The 14513-nt window shown below is 63.9% G+C and carries 15 protein-coding genes; 14 read left to right on the top strand and 1 reads right to left on the bottom strand.

Features of this window, described 5'->3' with window-relative positions:
- Positions 1-165 precede the first annotated feature (165 nt).
- From pgsA to HKL97_RS08435, 11 genes are all read left to right on the top strand, one after another.
- Positions 166-750: a CDP-diacylglycerol--glycerol-3-phosphate 3-phosphatidyltransferase gene (pgsA, locus tag HKL97_RS08385; protein ID WP_291424301.1), complete on the top strand. Its 585-nt coding sequence runs from the start codon at positions 166-168 to the stop codon at positions 748-750.
- A 53-nt stretch (positions 751-803) separates the two neighbouring features.
- Complete coding sequence (locus HKL97_RS08390; RefSeq protein ID WP_291424303.1) at positions 804-1223, top strand: hypothetical protein; 420 nt, start codon at positions 804-806, stop codon at positions 1221-1223.
- 1 nt (position 1224) lies between these two features.
- Positions 1225-1476: a molybdopterin converting factor subunit 1 gene (gene moaD / locus HKL97_RS08395; RefSeq protein ID WP_291424305.1), complete on the top strand. Its 252-nt coding sequence runs from the start codon at positions 1225-1227 to the stop codon at positions 1474-1476.
- A 1-nt stretch (position 1477) separates the two neighbouring features.
- Complete coding sequence (locus tag HKL97_RS08400; RefSeq protein WP_291424307.1) at positions 1478-1933, top strand: molybdenum cofactor biosynthesis protein MoaE; 456 nt, start codon at positions 1478-1480, stop codon at positions 1931-1933.
- 51 nt (positions 1934-1984) lie between these two features.
- A complete protein-coding gene (locus HKL97_RS08405) occupies positions 1985-2500 on the top strand; it encodes an adenine phosphoribosyltransferase (RefSeq protein ID WP_291424309.1) in 516 nt (171 codons plus the stop codon).
- A gap of 142 nt (positions 2501-2642) precedes the next feature.
- Entirely contained in the window at positions 2643-3605 is a 963-nt protein-coding gene (locus HKL97_RS08410) for a hypothetical protein (RefSeq protein WP_291424311.1), read from the top strand.
- Position 3606: 1 nt separating this feature from the next.
- Positions 3607-5034 carry a DNA repair protein RadA gene (gene radA / locus HKL97_RS08415; RefSeq protein WP_291424314.1) on the top strand — a complete coding sequence of 476 codons (1428 nt, stop codon included), beginning with the start codon at positions 3607-3609 and terminating at the stop codon, positions 5032-5034.
- Positions 5031-5597, top strand: a complete 567-nt coding sequence (locus HKL97_RS08420) for a CvpA family protein (RefSeq protein WP_291424316.1) — start codon at positions 5031-5033, stop codon at positions 5595-5597. Before radA ends, HKL97_RS08420 begins: the two co-directional genes overlap by 4 nt.
- A 97-nt stretch (positions 5598-5694) precedes the next feature.
- Positions 5695-7146: an amidophosphoribosyltransferase gene (purF, locus tag HKL97_RS08425; RefSeq protein WP_291424318.1), complete on the top strand. Its 1452-nt coding sequence runs from the start codon at positions 5695-5697 to the stop codon at positions 7144-7146.
- Positions 7146-7565 (top strand): fluoride efflux transporter CrcB, encoded by a 420-nt coding sequence (gene crcB, locus HKL97_RS08430; RefSeq protein ID WP_291424320.1) that lies wholly within the window; start codon positions 7146-7148, stop codon positions 7563-7565. Before purF ends, crcB begins: the two co-directional genes overlap by 1 nt.
- A gap of 359 nt (positions 7566-7924) precedes the next feature.
- The gene (locus HKL97_RS08435) at positions 7925-9124 is read left to right on the top strand and encodes an outer membrane beta-barrel protein (RefSeq protein WP_291424322.1); all 1200 of its coding nucleotides are present in this window, start codon (positions 7925-7927) and stop codon (positions 9122-9124) included.
- 129 nt (positions 9125-9253) lie between these two features.
- Here HKL97_RS08435 and HKL97_RS08440 read toward each other — a convergent pair whose 3' ends face one another.
- Positions 9254-9715 carry an Lrp/AsnC family transcriptional regulator gene (locus HKL97_RS08440; RefSeq protein WP_291424324.1) on the bottom strand — a complete coding sequence of 154 codons (462 nt, stop codon included), beginning with the start codon at positions 9713-9715 and terminating at the stop codon, positions 9254-9256.
- 156 nt (positions 9716-9871) lie between these two features.
- Here HKL97_RS08440 and ald point away from each other — a divergent pair, with 156 nt between their 5' ends.
- From ald to HKL97_RS08455, 3 genes are all read left to right on the top strand, one after another.
- On the top strand, positions 9872-10987 hold the full coding sequence (ald, locus tag HKL97_RS08445) for an alanine dehydrogenase (RefSeq protein WP_291424327.1): 1116 nt from the start codon (positions 9872-9874) through the stop codon (positions 10985-10987).
- 261 nt (positions 10988-11248) lie between these two features.
- Positions 11249-13036 (top strand): FAD-dependent oxidoreductase, encoded by a 1788-nt coding sequence (locus HKL97_RS08450; RefSeq protein WP_291424329.1) that lies wholly within the window; start codon positions 11249-11251, stop codon positions 13034-13036.
- Positions 13021-14513: 2-oxoacid:acceptor oxidoreductase family protein (locus HKL97_RS08455; protein ID WP_291424331.1), on the top strand; the 1493-nt coding region annotated here is incomplete at its 3' end. The genes HKL97_RS08450 and HKL97_RS08455, both read left to right, overlap by 16 nt.

A 14513-nucleotide genomic window follows, 5' to 3' on the forward strand; every position in this document is an offset into this window, starting at 1 on the left:
GGGCAGGGGGCGGCGGCGCACGGCTCACGCCGCTTGGGGGGCGCCTGCTCGCGGCCTACCGCGGGCTGGAGGCCGCCGCCGCCGGGGCGGGCGCTGCCTGTCTGCAGGAAATTGAAGCCGCATTAGCTGTTCCGCCGGAACGAAAATCCAGCTACGGTGGGCAAAATGATAAGTGATCTGCCAAATATCCTCACCCTCTCGCGCATCGGCGCGATTCCCTTGCTCGTGCTCTTTGTCGCCATCGGCGCGCCCTGGGCGGATTTTCTGGCCGCCCTGGTGTTTCTCATCGCGGCGGTGACCGATTATCTTGACGGCCGGCTGGCCCGTGAAATGGCCCAACTGTCGGATTTCGGCCGCATGCTCGATCCGATCGCCGACAAACTGCTGATCGGCGCGACGCTGATGGCGCTGGTCGGCTTTGGCCACCTGCCGGGCTGGGGCATCTACCCCGCCATCGTCATCATGCTGCGCGAAATCCTGGTCAGCGGCCTGCGCGAATATCTGGCTGAACTGCGCATCGGCCTGCCGGTGACGCGCCTGGCCAAATGGAAAACCGGCGTGCAGATGGTGGCGCTCGGCCTGCTGCTGCTGGGGAGCGGCGGCGCGCGGATCATCGGGCTCGGCTGGCTGCCGATGGCCTGGATCGGCGGCACCTTGTTATGGATGGCCGCGGTCCTCACCCTTGTCACCGGCTGGGATTACCTCACCGCCGGACTGCGCCACGCCAGCGCCCCCCGTCCCGGCGCCTGAACAAGCGCGCATTTCCTCCGGGCGCCGGTTCGGCTAAACACGGGCGCAAGCGCATGGGAGTCACGGTTTTGCGGCATCGTCTGGTTCTGGGTCTGGTATTGTTGTTGTCCGGTTGCGCGAGCGAGCGCCATTTCGCCGCGGACTCCTTATGGCCGTTCGGCAATCCGAATGCGCCCAGGGTGGCGAGCGAAACCGCCCAGCGTTCCCTTGGCAAAAGCCCGGATGTCACGCCGATTCCGCCGCAGGCGGGCGATGTCTGGCCCGGCCCGGTGCAGCCGATGCCGACGTTGAGCGACATCCAGAAAAACGCGAATCTGCCGCTCGGCCAGTCCTACACGCCCTCGCTGCCCTCGCCCTACCCGCCCGGGCAGGGGCCAGCGCCAGGCTCCACCGGCACAGCCGGCGGCACCTTATACGCGGTTCCTGCGGGGGCGGCGCCACAGGTGGTGCCCTCCGCCAGCAGCGGCAATTAAAATGAAGCTGCTTTATTTTGCCTGGGTACGGGAAAAAATAGGGCAGACCGAGGAAAATCTGCCCCTGCCGGAAGGCGTCTCCACAGTCGGCGGCCTCATTTCCTGGCTGCGCGCGCGCTCGCCCGGCCATGCCGCCGCTTTCGCTGACCCCAGGCTGATCCGCTGCGCGATCGGCCAGGAATTCGCAGGCCTGGACACCCCCCTCGCCGGCGCCGCCGAGGTGGCTTTTTTCCCGCCCGTCACAGGTGGCTGAATTGCCGCGCATCCTCGTCCAGGCGGCGGATTTCAACCCCGGCGCCGAGTTGGCGCGGCTTGGCGGCGAGGAGACTGGCGGCATCGCCAGCTTCACCGGTATCGTGCGCGCCAGCCATGGCGGCAGCCCGCGAATCGCCGCCCTCACGCTGGAGCATTATCCGGGCATGACCGAGGCGGCTTTGGCAAAACTCGCAGCCTGCGCGCAGGCCCGCTGGGAGCTTACCGGCTGCACCATCATCCATCGCGTCGGCAGGCTGTTGCCGGGGGAGAACATCGTGTTCGTGGCGGCGGCCAGCGCGCACCGGGGCGATGCCCTGCAGGCGGTGGCGTTTTTGATTGATTATCTGAAAACCAGCGCCCCGTTCTGGAAGGCCGAGGAGCGCGAGGACGGCACCCGCCAGTGGGTGGCCGCCCGCGCGGCGGACGAGGCGGCCGCGGCGGGCTGGGATGAATAGACTCTCCGGCAAAGGTTTGCCCCGCCCGGCGGGTCGGCTATAGACGCCTCCATGAACCTGAAAGATCACATTCGCGGCATCCCTGATTTCCCCAAGCCGGGAATTCTTTTCTATGACATCTCAACCCTGCTGCGCCATGCCGATGCCTGGCAGGTGGCCATGGGCCGGATGGCCAACGTGGTGCGGGCGTATCATCCCACCGTGCTGGCCGGGGTGGAGAGCCGCGGCTTTCTGCTGGCCGCGCCGCTGGCGCTCAAGCTGGGCTGCGGCTTTGTCATGCTGCGCAAGCGCGGCAAGCTGCCTGGCGAGACCGTGGGGCTGGACTACGATCTGGAATACGGAACCGACCGGATCGAAATTCAGGCCGATGCCGTGACGCCGGGCGCGAAGGTGGTGGTGGTCGACGATCTGCTGGCCACGGGCGGCACCATGGCTGCTGGCATTAAACTGTTGCAGAACGTCGGTGCCGACGTGGTCGCTGCGGCCGCGCTGATCGAGCTGACCTTCCTGAACGGCCGCCAGAAGTTAGACGTTCCCTTCGAGGCGCTTGTTCAGTACGACGATTGAGCCTGCCATTAATTGGCCACGAATAAGGCGTGACGTGCCGTTTGACCGAAAGAGGGTGGTAGTCCGAATGAATCGCCGGCAGCTTATGCGCGGATTGGCTTTGGCGTCCCTGGTGCCGTTTGGTGCGGGGCGTGCGCGGGCCTTGGCTGCCCTCACATTGCTGGTGGCCGGGCCGGACGGCCAACAGACCAGCCGTTGGGGCAAGGCCTGTGCGCTGGCGATGCAGTCCGGCTTTCCCGGCGCGCCCACCATCGCCACCCAGGCGGTCGGCGGGCTGGACGGCGTCACCGGCGCCAACCGGCTGGACGCGCTGGTTGTCCCCGACGGTAAAACCGCGGCCATTTTGCCGGGAGCGGCGATGACCGCCTGGCTCACCAGCGATTCGCGCGTGCATTTTGACCCCACGCGCTGGGTGCCGCTGATGGCCGGGGCCAACTCCGGTGTGCTGGTGGCGCGCCTGCCCGCCGGCGCACCGCCGGATTTAAACACCCTGCAATCCATGGCCCCTTTGAAACTGGCGGCCGACCAGCCCGAGAGCAACGATCTCGCCGCGCTGCTCGCCCTGGCCCGGCTTGGCGTCTCCACGCTTCCGGTGTTCGGCCTGCGCAGCACGGATGCCAAAATCAGCGCCTTCATCGCCGGGGAGGTGGATGCGGTGTTCCTCTGCGGCGAGGGTGTGCCTGAGGATATCGCCCCCCTAACCGCCGGCGGCGGCGTGCCGGTGTTCAGCCTGGGTCTGCAAAACGCTGACGGCAGCATCAGCCCCGACCCGGCGTTTCCCAACCTGCCCGACGCCACGGCCCTCGGCCCCAGCGTCACCCCCTTCCTGGACACCTCCTACCGCGCCGCCGCCTGCGCCGCGCGGCTGGATTTCATCATGGTGCTGCCGCGGCTGACTGATCCGGGCCTCATCGCGCAATGGCGCCAAGCCGCCAGTGAGGCCACCGCCGCCCCGGCCCTGGTTGCCGCCGCCAGCGCCAGCTCGATCGCCCTGGAATCGGCACCCGCGGTCATCGCGAGCCTTACCGCCCTCAACCTCACACCCGCCGACCAGGCGGATATGCTGTCGTTCCTGACCAAGAATTTCGGCTGGCAGCCGGGCTGATTTGGCAAAGCCGGCCAAATCCTTCGTCTGTTCGGCCTGCGGCAGTGTGTTCCCCAAATGGGGCGGGCGCTGCGAGGCCTGCGGCGCCTGGAACACGCTGGAGGAGCAGGCCGCCATTCCGGCGCTGCCCGGCGGCCTCAAAGCCACCGGCAACGCACGCGGCAAAAAGATCGAATTCGTCGGCCTCTCGGGCATAACGCCGCCGCCGCCGCGCGTGCCCACCACCATCGCGGAGTTTGACCGCGTGCTCGGCGGCGGGCTGGTCCCGGCATCGGTCGTTCTGGTCGGCGGCGATCCCGGCATCGGCAAATCCACTTTACTATTACAGGCGGGCGCCGCGCTGGGCTGTGCGGGCAGCCAGGTCATCTACATCTCTGGCGAAGAGTCGGTGGACCAGATCCGCATGCGCGCTGCCCGCCTCGGCCTCACCGATGCGCCGATGCACCTCGCCGCCACCACCCAGCTGGGGGACATCCTGGCCAGCCTCGCGCAATTCCCCGATGCCGCGCTGGTCGTCATCGACTCCATCCAGACCATGTGGACCGAAAGCGTGGACTCCGCCCCCGGCAGCGTCACCCAGGTCCGCGCCGCTGCGTTCGAGCTCATCCGCGCCGCCAAATCCCAGGGTTTCGCCCTCATGCTGGTGGGTCACGTCACCAAGGAGGGCAACCTCGCCGGCCCGCGCGTGCTGGAGCACATGGTCGATGTCGTGCTCCATTTCGAAGGCGACCGCGGCCACCAGTTCCGCATTCTGCGCGGTGTGAAAAACCGCTTTGGCGCCACTGATGAAATTGGCGTCTTCGAGATGACCGGCGGCGGCCTCGCCCAGGTGCTCAACCCCTCGGCCTTGTTCCTGGCGGAGCGCCGGGGCAATGTCTCCGGCAGCGCGGTGTTCGCTGGGCTGGAGGGCTCGCGCCCGGTTCTGGTGGAAATCCAGGTCCTGCTCGCGCCTAATCCCGGCGGTTCGCCCCGCCGCTCCGTCATCGGCTGGGATTCCGGGCGGCTGTCGATGCTGCTGGCGGTTCTGGAGTCGCGTTGCGGCTTAAAATTGGCGATGAACGATGTGTACCTCAACGTCGCCGGCGGCCTGCGCGTCACCGAACCGGCGGCGGACATGGCGGTGGCCGCCGCCCTCATTTCCGCCGCGTCAGATGTTCCAACCGACCCTTCCATGGTCTTCTTCGGTGAAATCGGCCTCTCCGGCGAGCTGCGCCAGGTCGCGCAGGCGGAGCTGCGCCTGAAGGAAGCCGCCAAACTCGGCTTCGCCCAGGCCGCGGCGCCCAAGCGCGTGGCGGGCGGGGCGGCGCGGATCGCCATTCCCTCCAGCCTCAAGCTGCTGGAGATCGGCCATCTCACGGATCTTGTTGGCATCGCCACATCAGGGGTAAAACGTGCCGCGCCCAAGACCAAGAACAAGGAGCAGGAATGACCTGGATTGATGCCGCGGCCCTGGTGATTGTGATTCTCTCCGCGGCGTTCTCCATGGTGCGTGGTTTTGTGCGCGAGGCCCTGGGCGTTGCCGCGTGGATCGGCGCCGCCTTCGCGGCAGTGAAATTCTACTCCCTGGTGCAGCCCGAAATGGCGAGCATCCTGCCCAAAAACCTTGTTGACTATGGTTCGATGGCGCTGGTTTTCCTCGTGGTGCTGATCGTGCTGAGCCTGATCAGCGCGCTGATCGGCGGCTATGTAAGAGATTCCGCCCTCTCCGGGCTGGACAGCAGCCTCGGCCTGGTGTTCGGCGCGGTGCGCGGCGCGCTCGTCGTCTGCCTGGCCTATATCGCGCTTTCCGTCGGCGTCGCGCCCGAGCAATGGCCCGCTCCGGTGAACAACGCCCGTTTTCTGCCAATGGCGTATCAGGGAGCCACGGCGCTGGTTTCTCTGCTGCCCAAACAATACCAACCGAAGGTGGACCCGCTGCCAGGCAAGCCCGCGCCCAGCGCTGGAAGCCTGATGCAGCAGCCGGTCGCGGGCAGCGCGCTGAGCGCGCATTAACAAAGCGGGGGAGAGCAATGCGCATGCTCTTCTCGACATCGGACTGTCACAAGGCTAGTTGAGGCGCGAGCGATTTAGAGTGGGGGTAGAGGCTACCGTGATCGATGATGACAAGCCTCATGAGGAGTGCGGCGTATTCGGTGCTTGGAACGTCACTGATTCAGCGGCGATAACGGCGCTTGGCCTGCATGCGTTGCAGCATCGCGGGCAGGAGGCAACCGGCATCGTCACGCATGATGGCGTGCGTTTCCATTCGCATAAGGGCCTGGGCCTTGTGGGCGACAATTACGGCGACGCGAAAATCATGGCCGGCCTGCCCGGCACGCGCGCCATCGGCCATAATCGCTACGCCACCACGGGCGAGACCGTGCTGCGCAACGTGCAGCCGCTGTTCGCCGAGTTTGAATTCGGCGGCTTCGCTGTCGGCCATAACGGCAACCTCACCAACGCGCACACCCTGCGCAAGGCGCTCACCCGCCGGGGCTGTCTGTTCCAGTCCACCATGGACTCTGAGGTCTTCGTCCACCTCATCGCCATCAGCCTCTATGCCAGCGTCATCGACCGGCTGATTGACGCCATCAAGCAGGTCATCGGCGCCTATTCGCTGGTTGCGCTCACCGATGAACACCTGATCGGCGTGCGCGACCCGCTGGGCGTGCGCCCGCTCATCCTCGGCCGTGTGCACGGCGCGGATGGCAACGCCGGCTGGATTCTCGCCTCCGAAACCTGCGCGCTCGACATTGTCGGCGCTGATTTCATCCGCGACGTCGAGCCCGGCGAAATCGTGCTGATCGACGATACCGGCGTGCGCAGCATCAAGCCCTTCGCGCCGCAGAGCCCGCGCTTTTGCGTGTTCGAATACATCTATTTCGCCCGGCCCGACTCGGTGATGGAGGGCACCTCCGTCTACAACGCCCGCAAGCTCATCGGCGCGCAATTGGCCAAGGAGGCCCCGGCCGAGGCGGATGTCATCGTCCCCGTGCCCGATTCCGGCGTCCCCGCCGCGATGGGCTTCGCCGAGGCCAGCGGCATCGCCTTCGAACTCGGCATCATCCGCAACCACTACGTCGGGCGCACCTTCATCGAGCCGACCGACCAGATCCGCCATCTTGGCGTGCGCCTGAAACATTCGGCTAACCGCGCGATCCTGGAGGGCAAGCGCGTCGTGCTGGTGGATGATTCCATCGTGCGCGGCACCACCAGCCAGAAAATCGTCGAGATGGTCCGCGCCGCCGGGGCTGCCGAGGTCCATATGCGCATCGCCGGCCCGCCGACCGCCTATTCCTGCTTCTACGGCATTGATACGCCCGAGCGCAGCAAGCTCCTCGCCGCGCGCAACAGCGTCGAGGAGATGGCCAAGCTGATCGGCGTTGACAGCCTGGCCTTCATCTCCATTGACGGCCTCTACCGCGCCCTGGGCAAACCCGGCCGCGACCCCAAAAAACCGGCCTTCTGCGATGCCTGCTTCACCGGCGACTACCCGATCGCCCTCACCGACCACATCGAGCCGCGCGATGAGCAACTAACCCTGCTCGCCGAACTCAACTGATGGACGATGTAGCCGCCTATCTCTGGGTTGCCCTTGGCGGGGCGCTCGGCAGTGTGGCGCGCTTCGCCTTGGGCAACGCCATGGTCCTGCTTACCGGCCCCGCCTTTCCCTGGGGCACGCTGCTCATTAATGTCATCGGCTCCTTCGTCATCAGCTTTTTCGGCATGCTCACCGGCAGCGGAGACCGATTCGCCCTGCCATATGAGGCGCGGGTTTTCGTTACGGTCGGCATTTGCGGTGGATTCACTACATTCTCATCATTCAGCCTGCAGAGCGTGGACCTCATCCGCTCCGGCCAGCCAGGCCGCGCCGGGCTCTATGCCGCCGCCTCCGTGATTCTCTGTCTTGCGGCTTCCGGCCTTGGCTTTTTGTCAGCGGCGGCGCTCAATAATAACGTTGGCCCCGCGCATTCTCTGTAGAGCGCGATCGTTTGAGGTTCGCTCAGCCGAGCGAGCCGAAAGCGTGAATCGCCCTCAAAAAATGGCTAGAGCCTGATCGCACATAAACCAATCAGGCTCTAGCCGGGCGGCAGGCAATCGGTAGGCAGCGCCGCGCCGTAAGAGATTAAATTTCAGACGGAATTTGTGTTATTTAAGCAACAGGAGTGTTGCAAAACGAATATACGCTTTCTTTTGACTGGCCGGGTGACCGGATCGGCATGTAGATTGCCATTTCGTTGTGACGAGATGGCGCAAAATCAGGTTTTCCCCTGAATGAGGGACGTTTCGGGCTACGTTTTAGGCATTTAAGCGCAACCGCTGCGCAAACAGGAGGCATAATGATTACCATGCGTCGGCAACTTCTCGGACTGGGCTTCGTCGCCGCGTCCTCTCTTTTCGCTCTTCACGCGGCCCAGGCCATGAGCGGCCCCACGGCGATCACGATTGACGGTGGCCCGCTCGGCTCGCTCGCGCTCAGCGGCGGCGTTGACGGCTATGGCTATTACCTGGGCGAGACCAACAGCAACGGCAACATGCCGGGCACCAACAAGGACATCGGCGCCAACGTCGCCAACGGCCTGGTCGAGTTGCAGAAGACCTCCGGCGTCCTGCAGTTCACGGTTGAAGTCGGCTCCAACGGCGGCGCCGTCACCCTCGGCACCGCCCCGAGCCAGACCACCATCAGCAACCTCTCCACCGGCCCGCTCTATGCCGGTTATGTCACCGTCGCGCCCACCGGCTCGCCGTTCACGGTCTCCGTCGGCCAGATGGGCTCGCTCGAAGGCTACGAATCCGGCGTTGACTGGAACAATTCCAACCAACTCACCACCGGCATCTTCTATGTTGAAAACGCCCAGGATCGCGGCGTGCAGCTCAACTATTCGCAGGGCCCGGTCTCGGCCTCCGTGCAGCTGGGCGATGGTTACGACACCGGCGTGTTCAACTTCCTGCAGGCTCTGGGCAGCTATTCGTTCAATTCCAACAACACGCTCAGCGTCTTTTACGCCGGCAACCTGGGCCGCACCGGCCTGAATGCCCATACCTACGCCGGCACCGGCAACTACAACACCACCTCTGTTTACAACTACGGCTCCTACTTTGATAACTCGCAGATGGTTGGCGCCTACTACAGCTACACCAACGGCAACCTGAACGTGGTGCCCGAAGTGCAGTACCAGATCGCCAAGGCTGACGCGCAGCTTGGCCAGAATAAGGCGACCAGCAACTTGGGCGCCGCTGTGTTCGGTGACTACTCTTTCGCCAACACCCCCTACTCGTTGGGCGGCTGGGTTGAGTACTTCACCTCGCACACCTCCAGCCTCGACAACAGCACCTGGTTCATTGCGCCGGATGCCGAAGCTGTTGGCTTCTCGGCAACCCCGACCTGGCAGTATAAGGACCTGTTCGCCCGTGCGGACGTTGGTTACCTCTACCTGCTCAACCGTACCCAGGCGAACGGCACCAAGACCGGTTTTGGCAGCAACGCCAACGACCGCGGCATTTTCCAGAGCACTCTGGAAGCGGGCCTGCTGTTCTAAGAGTCTGATCGTTTGAGGCTGACGCGCGCAAGCGCGGCAGCCGAAAGCGTGAATCAGCCTCTTATCAAAAATCTGCTACGTCTAACGGCAATGCGGCCGGACCTTCGGCTCCGGCCGTTTTTGTTTCGACTATAAAGGCAGCTTCGCCGTCCGCTTCACCGTGCGCAGCGTGAGGGTTGATTGCACCCGGCTCACCCCCGGCACGCTGGTCAGCACCTCCGAGTGCAGCCGCTCCAGATCCGCCATGTCCCGGAAAATCACCCGCAACAGATAATCCGACTGCCCGGCCAGCAGATAACATTCCTGAATCTGCGGCACGAGATTCACCTTCGCCTCGAATGCGTCCAGCTTCTTGCGGTCCTGCCCATCGAGCGTGATGAAAACATAAGCAGTCCCCGGATACCCCGCCGCGCTCTGGTCGAGCACCAGATGCGTCCCGGCCACCAGATCCCCCTGCATCAGCAAATGCAGCCGCCTTAAACAGGCCGATGGCGATAAATTCACCTTTTCCGCCAGCTCCGCGTTGGAGAGCCGGCCATCACCCTGCAAGGCGTTCAGAATTTGCACATCCCGCGCGTCGATCTCATTCATTAACATAAACTTCAAATAATTGATGATTTATTAGAATATATCACCATCAATACCCCAAAATCCATACTAAATTCGTGAAAAATTTTACGGAATCCAGCTATTATTCACCTCAACGGCTGAAACCTCGGCCGGTTTGAAAACGGGAGAAATTGTCTCATGCGTATCGGTGTACCGGCTGAAATCAAAGACCATGAAGACCGCGTCGGCCTCGTGCCCGCCTCGGTGCGTGAACTCACCCATCGCGGCCATGAAGTCTCGGTCGAAGCCGGGGCCGGGCACGGCATCGGCATTTCCGACGCCGACTATGAGTCCGCCGGCGCCAAAATCGTCGCCGGAGCTGATGATATCTGGGCCAAATCCGAAATGGTCATCAAGGTGAAGGAGCCCTTGTCCGCCGAGCGCAAAAAGCTGCGCCCCGGCCAGGTTCTGTTCACCTATCTCCACCTCGCTCCAGACCCCGAGCAAACCAAAGACCTGCTGGCCTCCGGCGCCACCTGCATCGCCTATGAGACCGTCACCAGCCCCTCCGGCGCGCTGCCGCTGCTCACCCCGATGTCCGAAGTCGCCGGCCGCATGGCCGTGCAGGTGGGCGCGCATTACATGGAAAACGCCACCGGCGGGCGCGGCATGCTGCTCGGCGGCGTCCCCGGCGTGGCCCCGGCTGAGGTGCTCATTCTCGGCGGCGGCGTCTCGGGCGCGAATGCCGCCCTCATCGCCATCGGCATGGGCGCTGATGTCACCGTGGTGGACCGCAACACTGACGTTCTGCGCCGCCTCGTGGCCCAGCACGGCACCCGCATCAAAACCGTGTTCTCCACCCAGCACGCCATCGCCACCCATATCGCCACGGCGGATCTCGTCATCGGCACGGTGCTGATCCCCGGCGCCGCGGCGCCCAAGCTGGTCACCCGCGCGTTGCTGCAAACCATGAAGAAGGGCGCGGTCATCGTCGATGTCGCCATCGACCAGGGCGGCTGCACCGAGACCTCGCGCGCCACCACCCACTCCAACCCCACCTATGTGGTTGACGGCGTGATTCATTATTGCGTGGCCAACATGCCCGGCGGCGTCGCCCGCACCTCCACCTTCGCGCTCAATAATGCGACTTTGCCCTTCGCCCTGGCGCTGGCTGATAAAGGCTGGAAACAGGCCCTGAAGGACGATCGCCACCTGCGCGATGGCCTCAACGTCCACGCCGGCAAAGTCACCCACCCGGCTGTCGCCGCTGCGCTGGGCTACATCTGCGAGCCGGTGGAAAACGCGCTGGCCTGAATCCCGCTCCAACCGCGGCGGGGGTTCGCCCCCGCCGTTCGCGCCGGCCTCACCTCGCGGGCCATGCCCAATTTCTCCAGGGCATGGCGCGGGGTGCTATGCGTTTTATGCATGCGTGAAATGTTGCTGAGGGGCTGTTTCCGGTCAAAACACGCGCCTACCCGATAGGATGCAATGCCGTGAGAGCATGAGTAAGCGCTAAGCAGCCTGGAAGGCCAGTTCCATCATGGCGGACTATGGCTGGTGTTGGAGGAATGGGACTTGCTGCCGACCGATATCAAAGATCCCGGCTATTTCCACAAAGTGGTGGATTGCCAGTTCGCCTGTCCGGCCCATACGCCGGTTCCCGAATATATCCGCCTGATCGCCGCCGGCCGCTATGGCGATGCGTATATGGTCAACTGGAAATCCAACGTATTTCCAGGCATTCTGGGCCGGACGTGTGACCGCCCCTGCGAGCCTGCCTGCCGCCGCGGGCGGGTTGAGGAGCAGCCGGTGGCCATCTGCCGGCTCAAGCGCGTCGCCGCTGACTATAAGGGGGATATCGCGGAGCGCATGCCATCCCCCGCCGCCACAAAAAACGGCAAGCGCATCGCGGTGGTCGGCGCGGGGCCGTCCTCGCTCACGGTGGCGCGCGATCTCGCCCCCCTTGGCTATGAGATCACCATTTTTGATGAAAACGAGAAGGGCGGCGGCATGGTCCGCACCCAGATCCCCAAGTTCCGCCTGCCCGAGGAAGTCATTGACGAAGAAGTCGGCTATGTCCTGGGCCTGGGGGTTGAAACCCGCTTCGGCGAAAGGGTGAACAGCCTCAAATCCCTGCTCGATGATGGCTATGACGCCGTATTCATCGGCACCGGCGCCCCGCGCGGGCGCGATCTCGCCATCCCCGGCCGCCAGGAAGCCGCCGCCAATATCCATCTGGGGATCGACTGGCTCTCCTCGGTCTCTTTCGGTCATGTCACCAGCATCGGCAAGCGGGTCGTCGTGCTTGGCGGCGGCAACACGGCGATGGACTGCTGCCGTTCCGCGCGGCGCATGGGCGGCGAGGACGTCAAGGTCGTCGTCCGCTCCGGCTTCAAGGAAATGAAGGCCAGCCCGTGGGAAAAAGAAGATGCGATGCATGAGGACATTCCCATCCTCAACTTCATGGTGCCCAAGGAGTTCACCCATGAGAACAACCGCCTGACCGGCGTTGTGTTCGAGACCGTGCACGCCGTCTACGACGATAAAGGCCGCCGCCAGTTGGTGAACAATGGCGAGCCGGATGTACATATCCCATGCGATGACGTTCTGCTCGCCGTCGGCCAAGAGAACGCCTTCCCCTGGATCGAGCGCGACATCGGCATCGCCTTTGACCGCTGGGGCATGCCGGTGGTGAATGAGACCACCCACAGCTCCACAAACGAAAAAGTATTTTTTGGCGGCGACGCCGCATTCGGCCCCAAAAACATCATCTGGGCCGTCGCCCACGGCCACCAGGCGGCCATCTCCATTGATCGTCTCTGCCAGGGCCGCGCGGTTGAGGACCGTCCGGCCCCGGCCGTGAGCATGGCCAGCCAGAAAATGGGCATCCACGAGTGGAGCTACGACAACGAGGTCTCCAACGACCACCGCTTCGCCGTCCCCCATGCTGAAAAAACCGTGGCGCTGGCCAATATCAAAACCGAGGTCGAGCTTGGCTTCGATCTTAAGCAGGCCCTCGCCGAAGCCCAGCGCTGCCTCAATTGCGATGTGCAGACCGTCTTCTCCGCCCCCGCCTGCATCGAATGCGATGCCTGCGTCGACATCTGCCCCGAGGATTGCATCACCTTCACCGCCGATGGCGAGGAGGCCGATCTGCGCGGCCGCCTTAATGCCCCGGCGCGCAACCTCAGCCAGGATCTCTACATCGCCAGCGGGTTGAAGACCGGGCGCATCATGGTCAAGGATGAGGATGTCTGTCTGCACTGCGGCATGTGTGCCGAGCGTTGCCCAACCGGTGCCTGGGATATGCAACGTTTTCTCTTCGATATGGCACAGGCGGGAACAGCATGCTCCAAGTCGTAAAACCGGTTGACGGCCTCGTCCGCGTCAACGATTTCGTCGTCAAATTCGCCAACGTCAATGGCTCCGGCTCCGCCAGCGCCAACCAGATGTTCGGCAAGGCCATCCTGCGCATGGGCGTACCTGCGGCCACGCGCAACATCTTCCCCTCCAACATCCAGGGCCTGCCGACGTGGTATGAGATCCGCGTCTCCGAGGCCGGCTACCTGGGTGCGCGCGAGGGCACGGATTTCATGGTTGCGATGAATCCGCAAACCTGGGACCAGGACATCGCCTCCATCCTCCCCGGCGGCTATCTGTTCTACGATTCCAGCCGCGTGGTGCCCGAGAGCCGCCTGCGTAACGACATCGTCATCATCGGCATGCCGCTCACCGAGCTTTGCAACCGTGTTTATACTGACCCGCGCCAGCGCCAGCTCTTCAAGAACATCATCTATGTCGGCGCCATCGCGGCTCTGCTGGATATCGAGATCGAGGTGCTGGAAGCCCTCATCGCCGAGCAGTTCAAGGCCAAGGAAAAGCTGATCTCCGCCAACATCCAGGCGCTGCACATGGGGCGGGAGTACGCGCAAACCAACCTGCAATGCCCCATCGGCCTGCGTGTGCGCCGCTCCAACGCCGTGGGTGATCGTATCGCCATCGAAGGCAACGCCGCCGCCGGCCTCGGCGCGGTTTATGGCGGCGCCACGGTCGCGGCCTGGTATCCCATCACCCCGTCCACTTCGCTGGTCGAGGGTTTCCAGAAATACTGCACCCGCTTTCGCGTCGATAAGCAAACCGGCGTGCATAACTTCGCCATCGTGCAGGCCGAGGACGAACTCTCCTCCATCGGCATGGTCATCGGCGCTTCCTGGAACGGCGCGCGCGCCTTCACCGCCACCTCCGGCCCCGGTATTTCGCTGATGCAGGAATTCTTCGGCCTAGCCTATTTCGCCGAAATCCCCGCTGTCATCTTCGATGTCCAGCGCGCCGGCCCCTCCACCGGCATGCCCACCCGCACCCAGCAATGTGACGTTCTGGCCTGCGCCTATGCCTCGCATGGCGATACCAAACACGTCCTGCTCTTCCCCGAAGACCCCTATGAGTGCTTCACCTTCGGCGCCCAGGCGTTTGACCTTGCCGAGCGCCTGCAAACCCCGGTGTTTGTTCTGCTTGATCTCGACATCGGCATGAACGAGCGCCTCACGCGCCCGCTCGTCTGGGATGACTCCAAAAAGATGGATCGCGGCAAGGTGATGACCGCCGAAGAGCTCGAAGCCGGCAAGGAGTTCGGCCGCTACCTCGATGTCGATGGCGACGGCATCACCTACCGGACCTATCCCGGCGCCCATCCCACCCGCGGCTCCTTCTTCACCCGCGGTACCTCGAAGGACCGTTACGCCCGCTACACCGAAGCCGGTGCGGCCTATGAGGACAACATGCAGCGCCTGGATGTTGGCGGAGATCAGCTTTTCCTTGGCCTTGAACTGCTCGGCGATGA

Source organism: Acidocella sp., assembly GCF_013044125.1.
Lineage (GTDB): Bacteria > Pseudomonadota > Alphaproteobacteria > Acetobacterales > Acetobacteraceae > Acidocella.

Excerpts from the sequence above, each read along its gene's own strand:
- pgsA (WP_291424301.1), top strand. The coding sequence starts at position 166 with ATGATAAGTGATCTGCCAAATATCCTCACCCTCTCGCGCATCGGCGCG.
- HKL97_RS08390 (WP_291424303.1), top strand. The coding sequence starts at position 804 with ATGGGAGTCACGGTTTTGCGGCATCGTCTGGTTCTGGGTCTGGTATTG.
- moaD (WP_291424305.1), top strand. The coding sequence starts at position 1,225 with ATGAAGCTGCTTTATTTTGCCTGGGTACGGGAAAAAATAGGGCAGACC.
- HKL97_RS08405 (WP_291424309.1), top strand. The coding sequence starts at position 1,985 with ATGAACCTGAAAGATCACATTCGCGGCATCCCTGATTTCCCCAAGCCG.
- HKL97_RS08420 (WP_291424316.1), top strand. The coding sequence starts at position 5,031 with ATGACCTGGATTGATGCCGCGGCCCTGGTGATTGTGATTCTCTCCGCG.
- crcB (WP_291424320.1), top strand. The coding sequence starts at position 7,146 with ATGGACGATGTAGCCGCCTATCTCTGGGTTGCCCTTGGCGGGGCGCTC.
- HKL97_RS08435 (WP_291424322.1), top strand. The coding sequence starts at position 7,925 with ATGATTACCATGCGTCGGCAACTTCTCGGACTGGGCTTCGTCGCCGCG.
- HKL97_RS08440 (WP_291424324.1), bottom strand. The coding sequence starts at position 9,715 with ATGAATGAGATCGACGCGCGGGATGTGCAAATTCTGAACGCCTTGCAG.
- ald (WP_291424327.1), top strand. The coding sequence starts at position 9,872 with ATGCGTATCGGTGTACCGGCTGAAATCAAAGACCATGAAGACCGCGTC.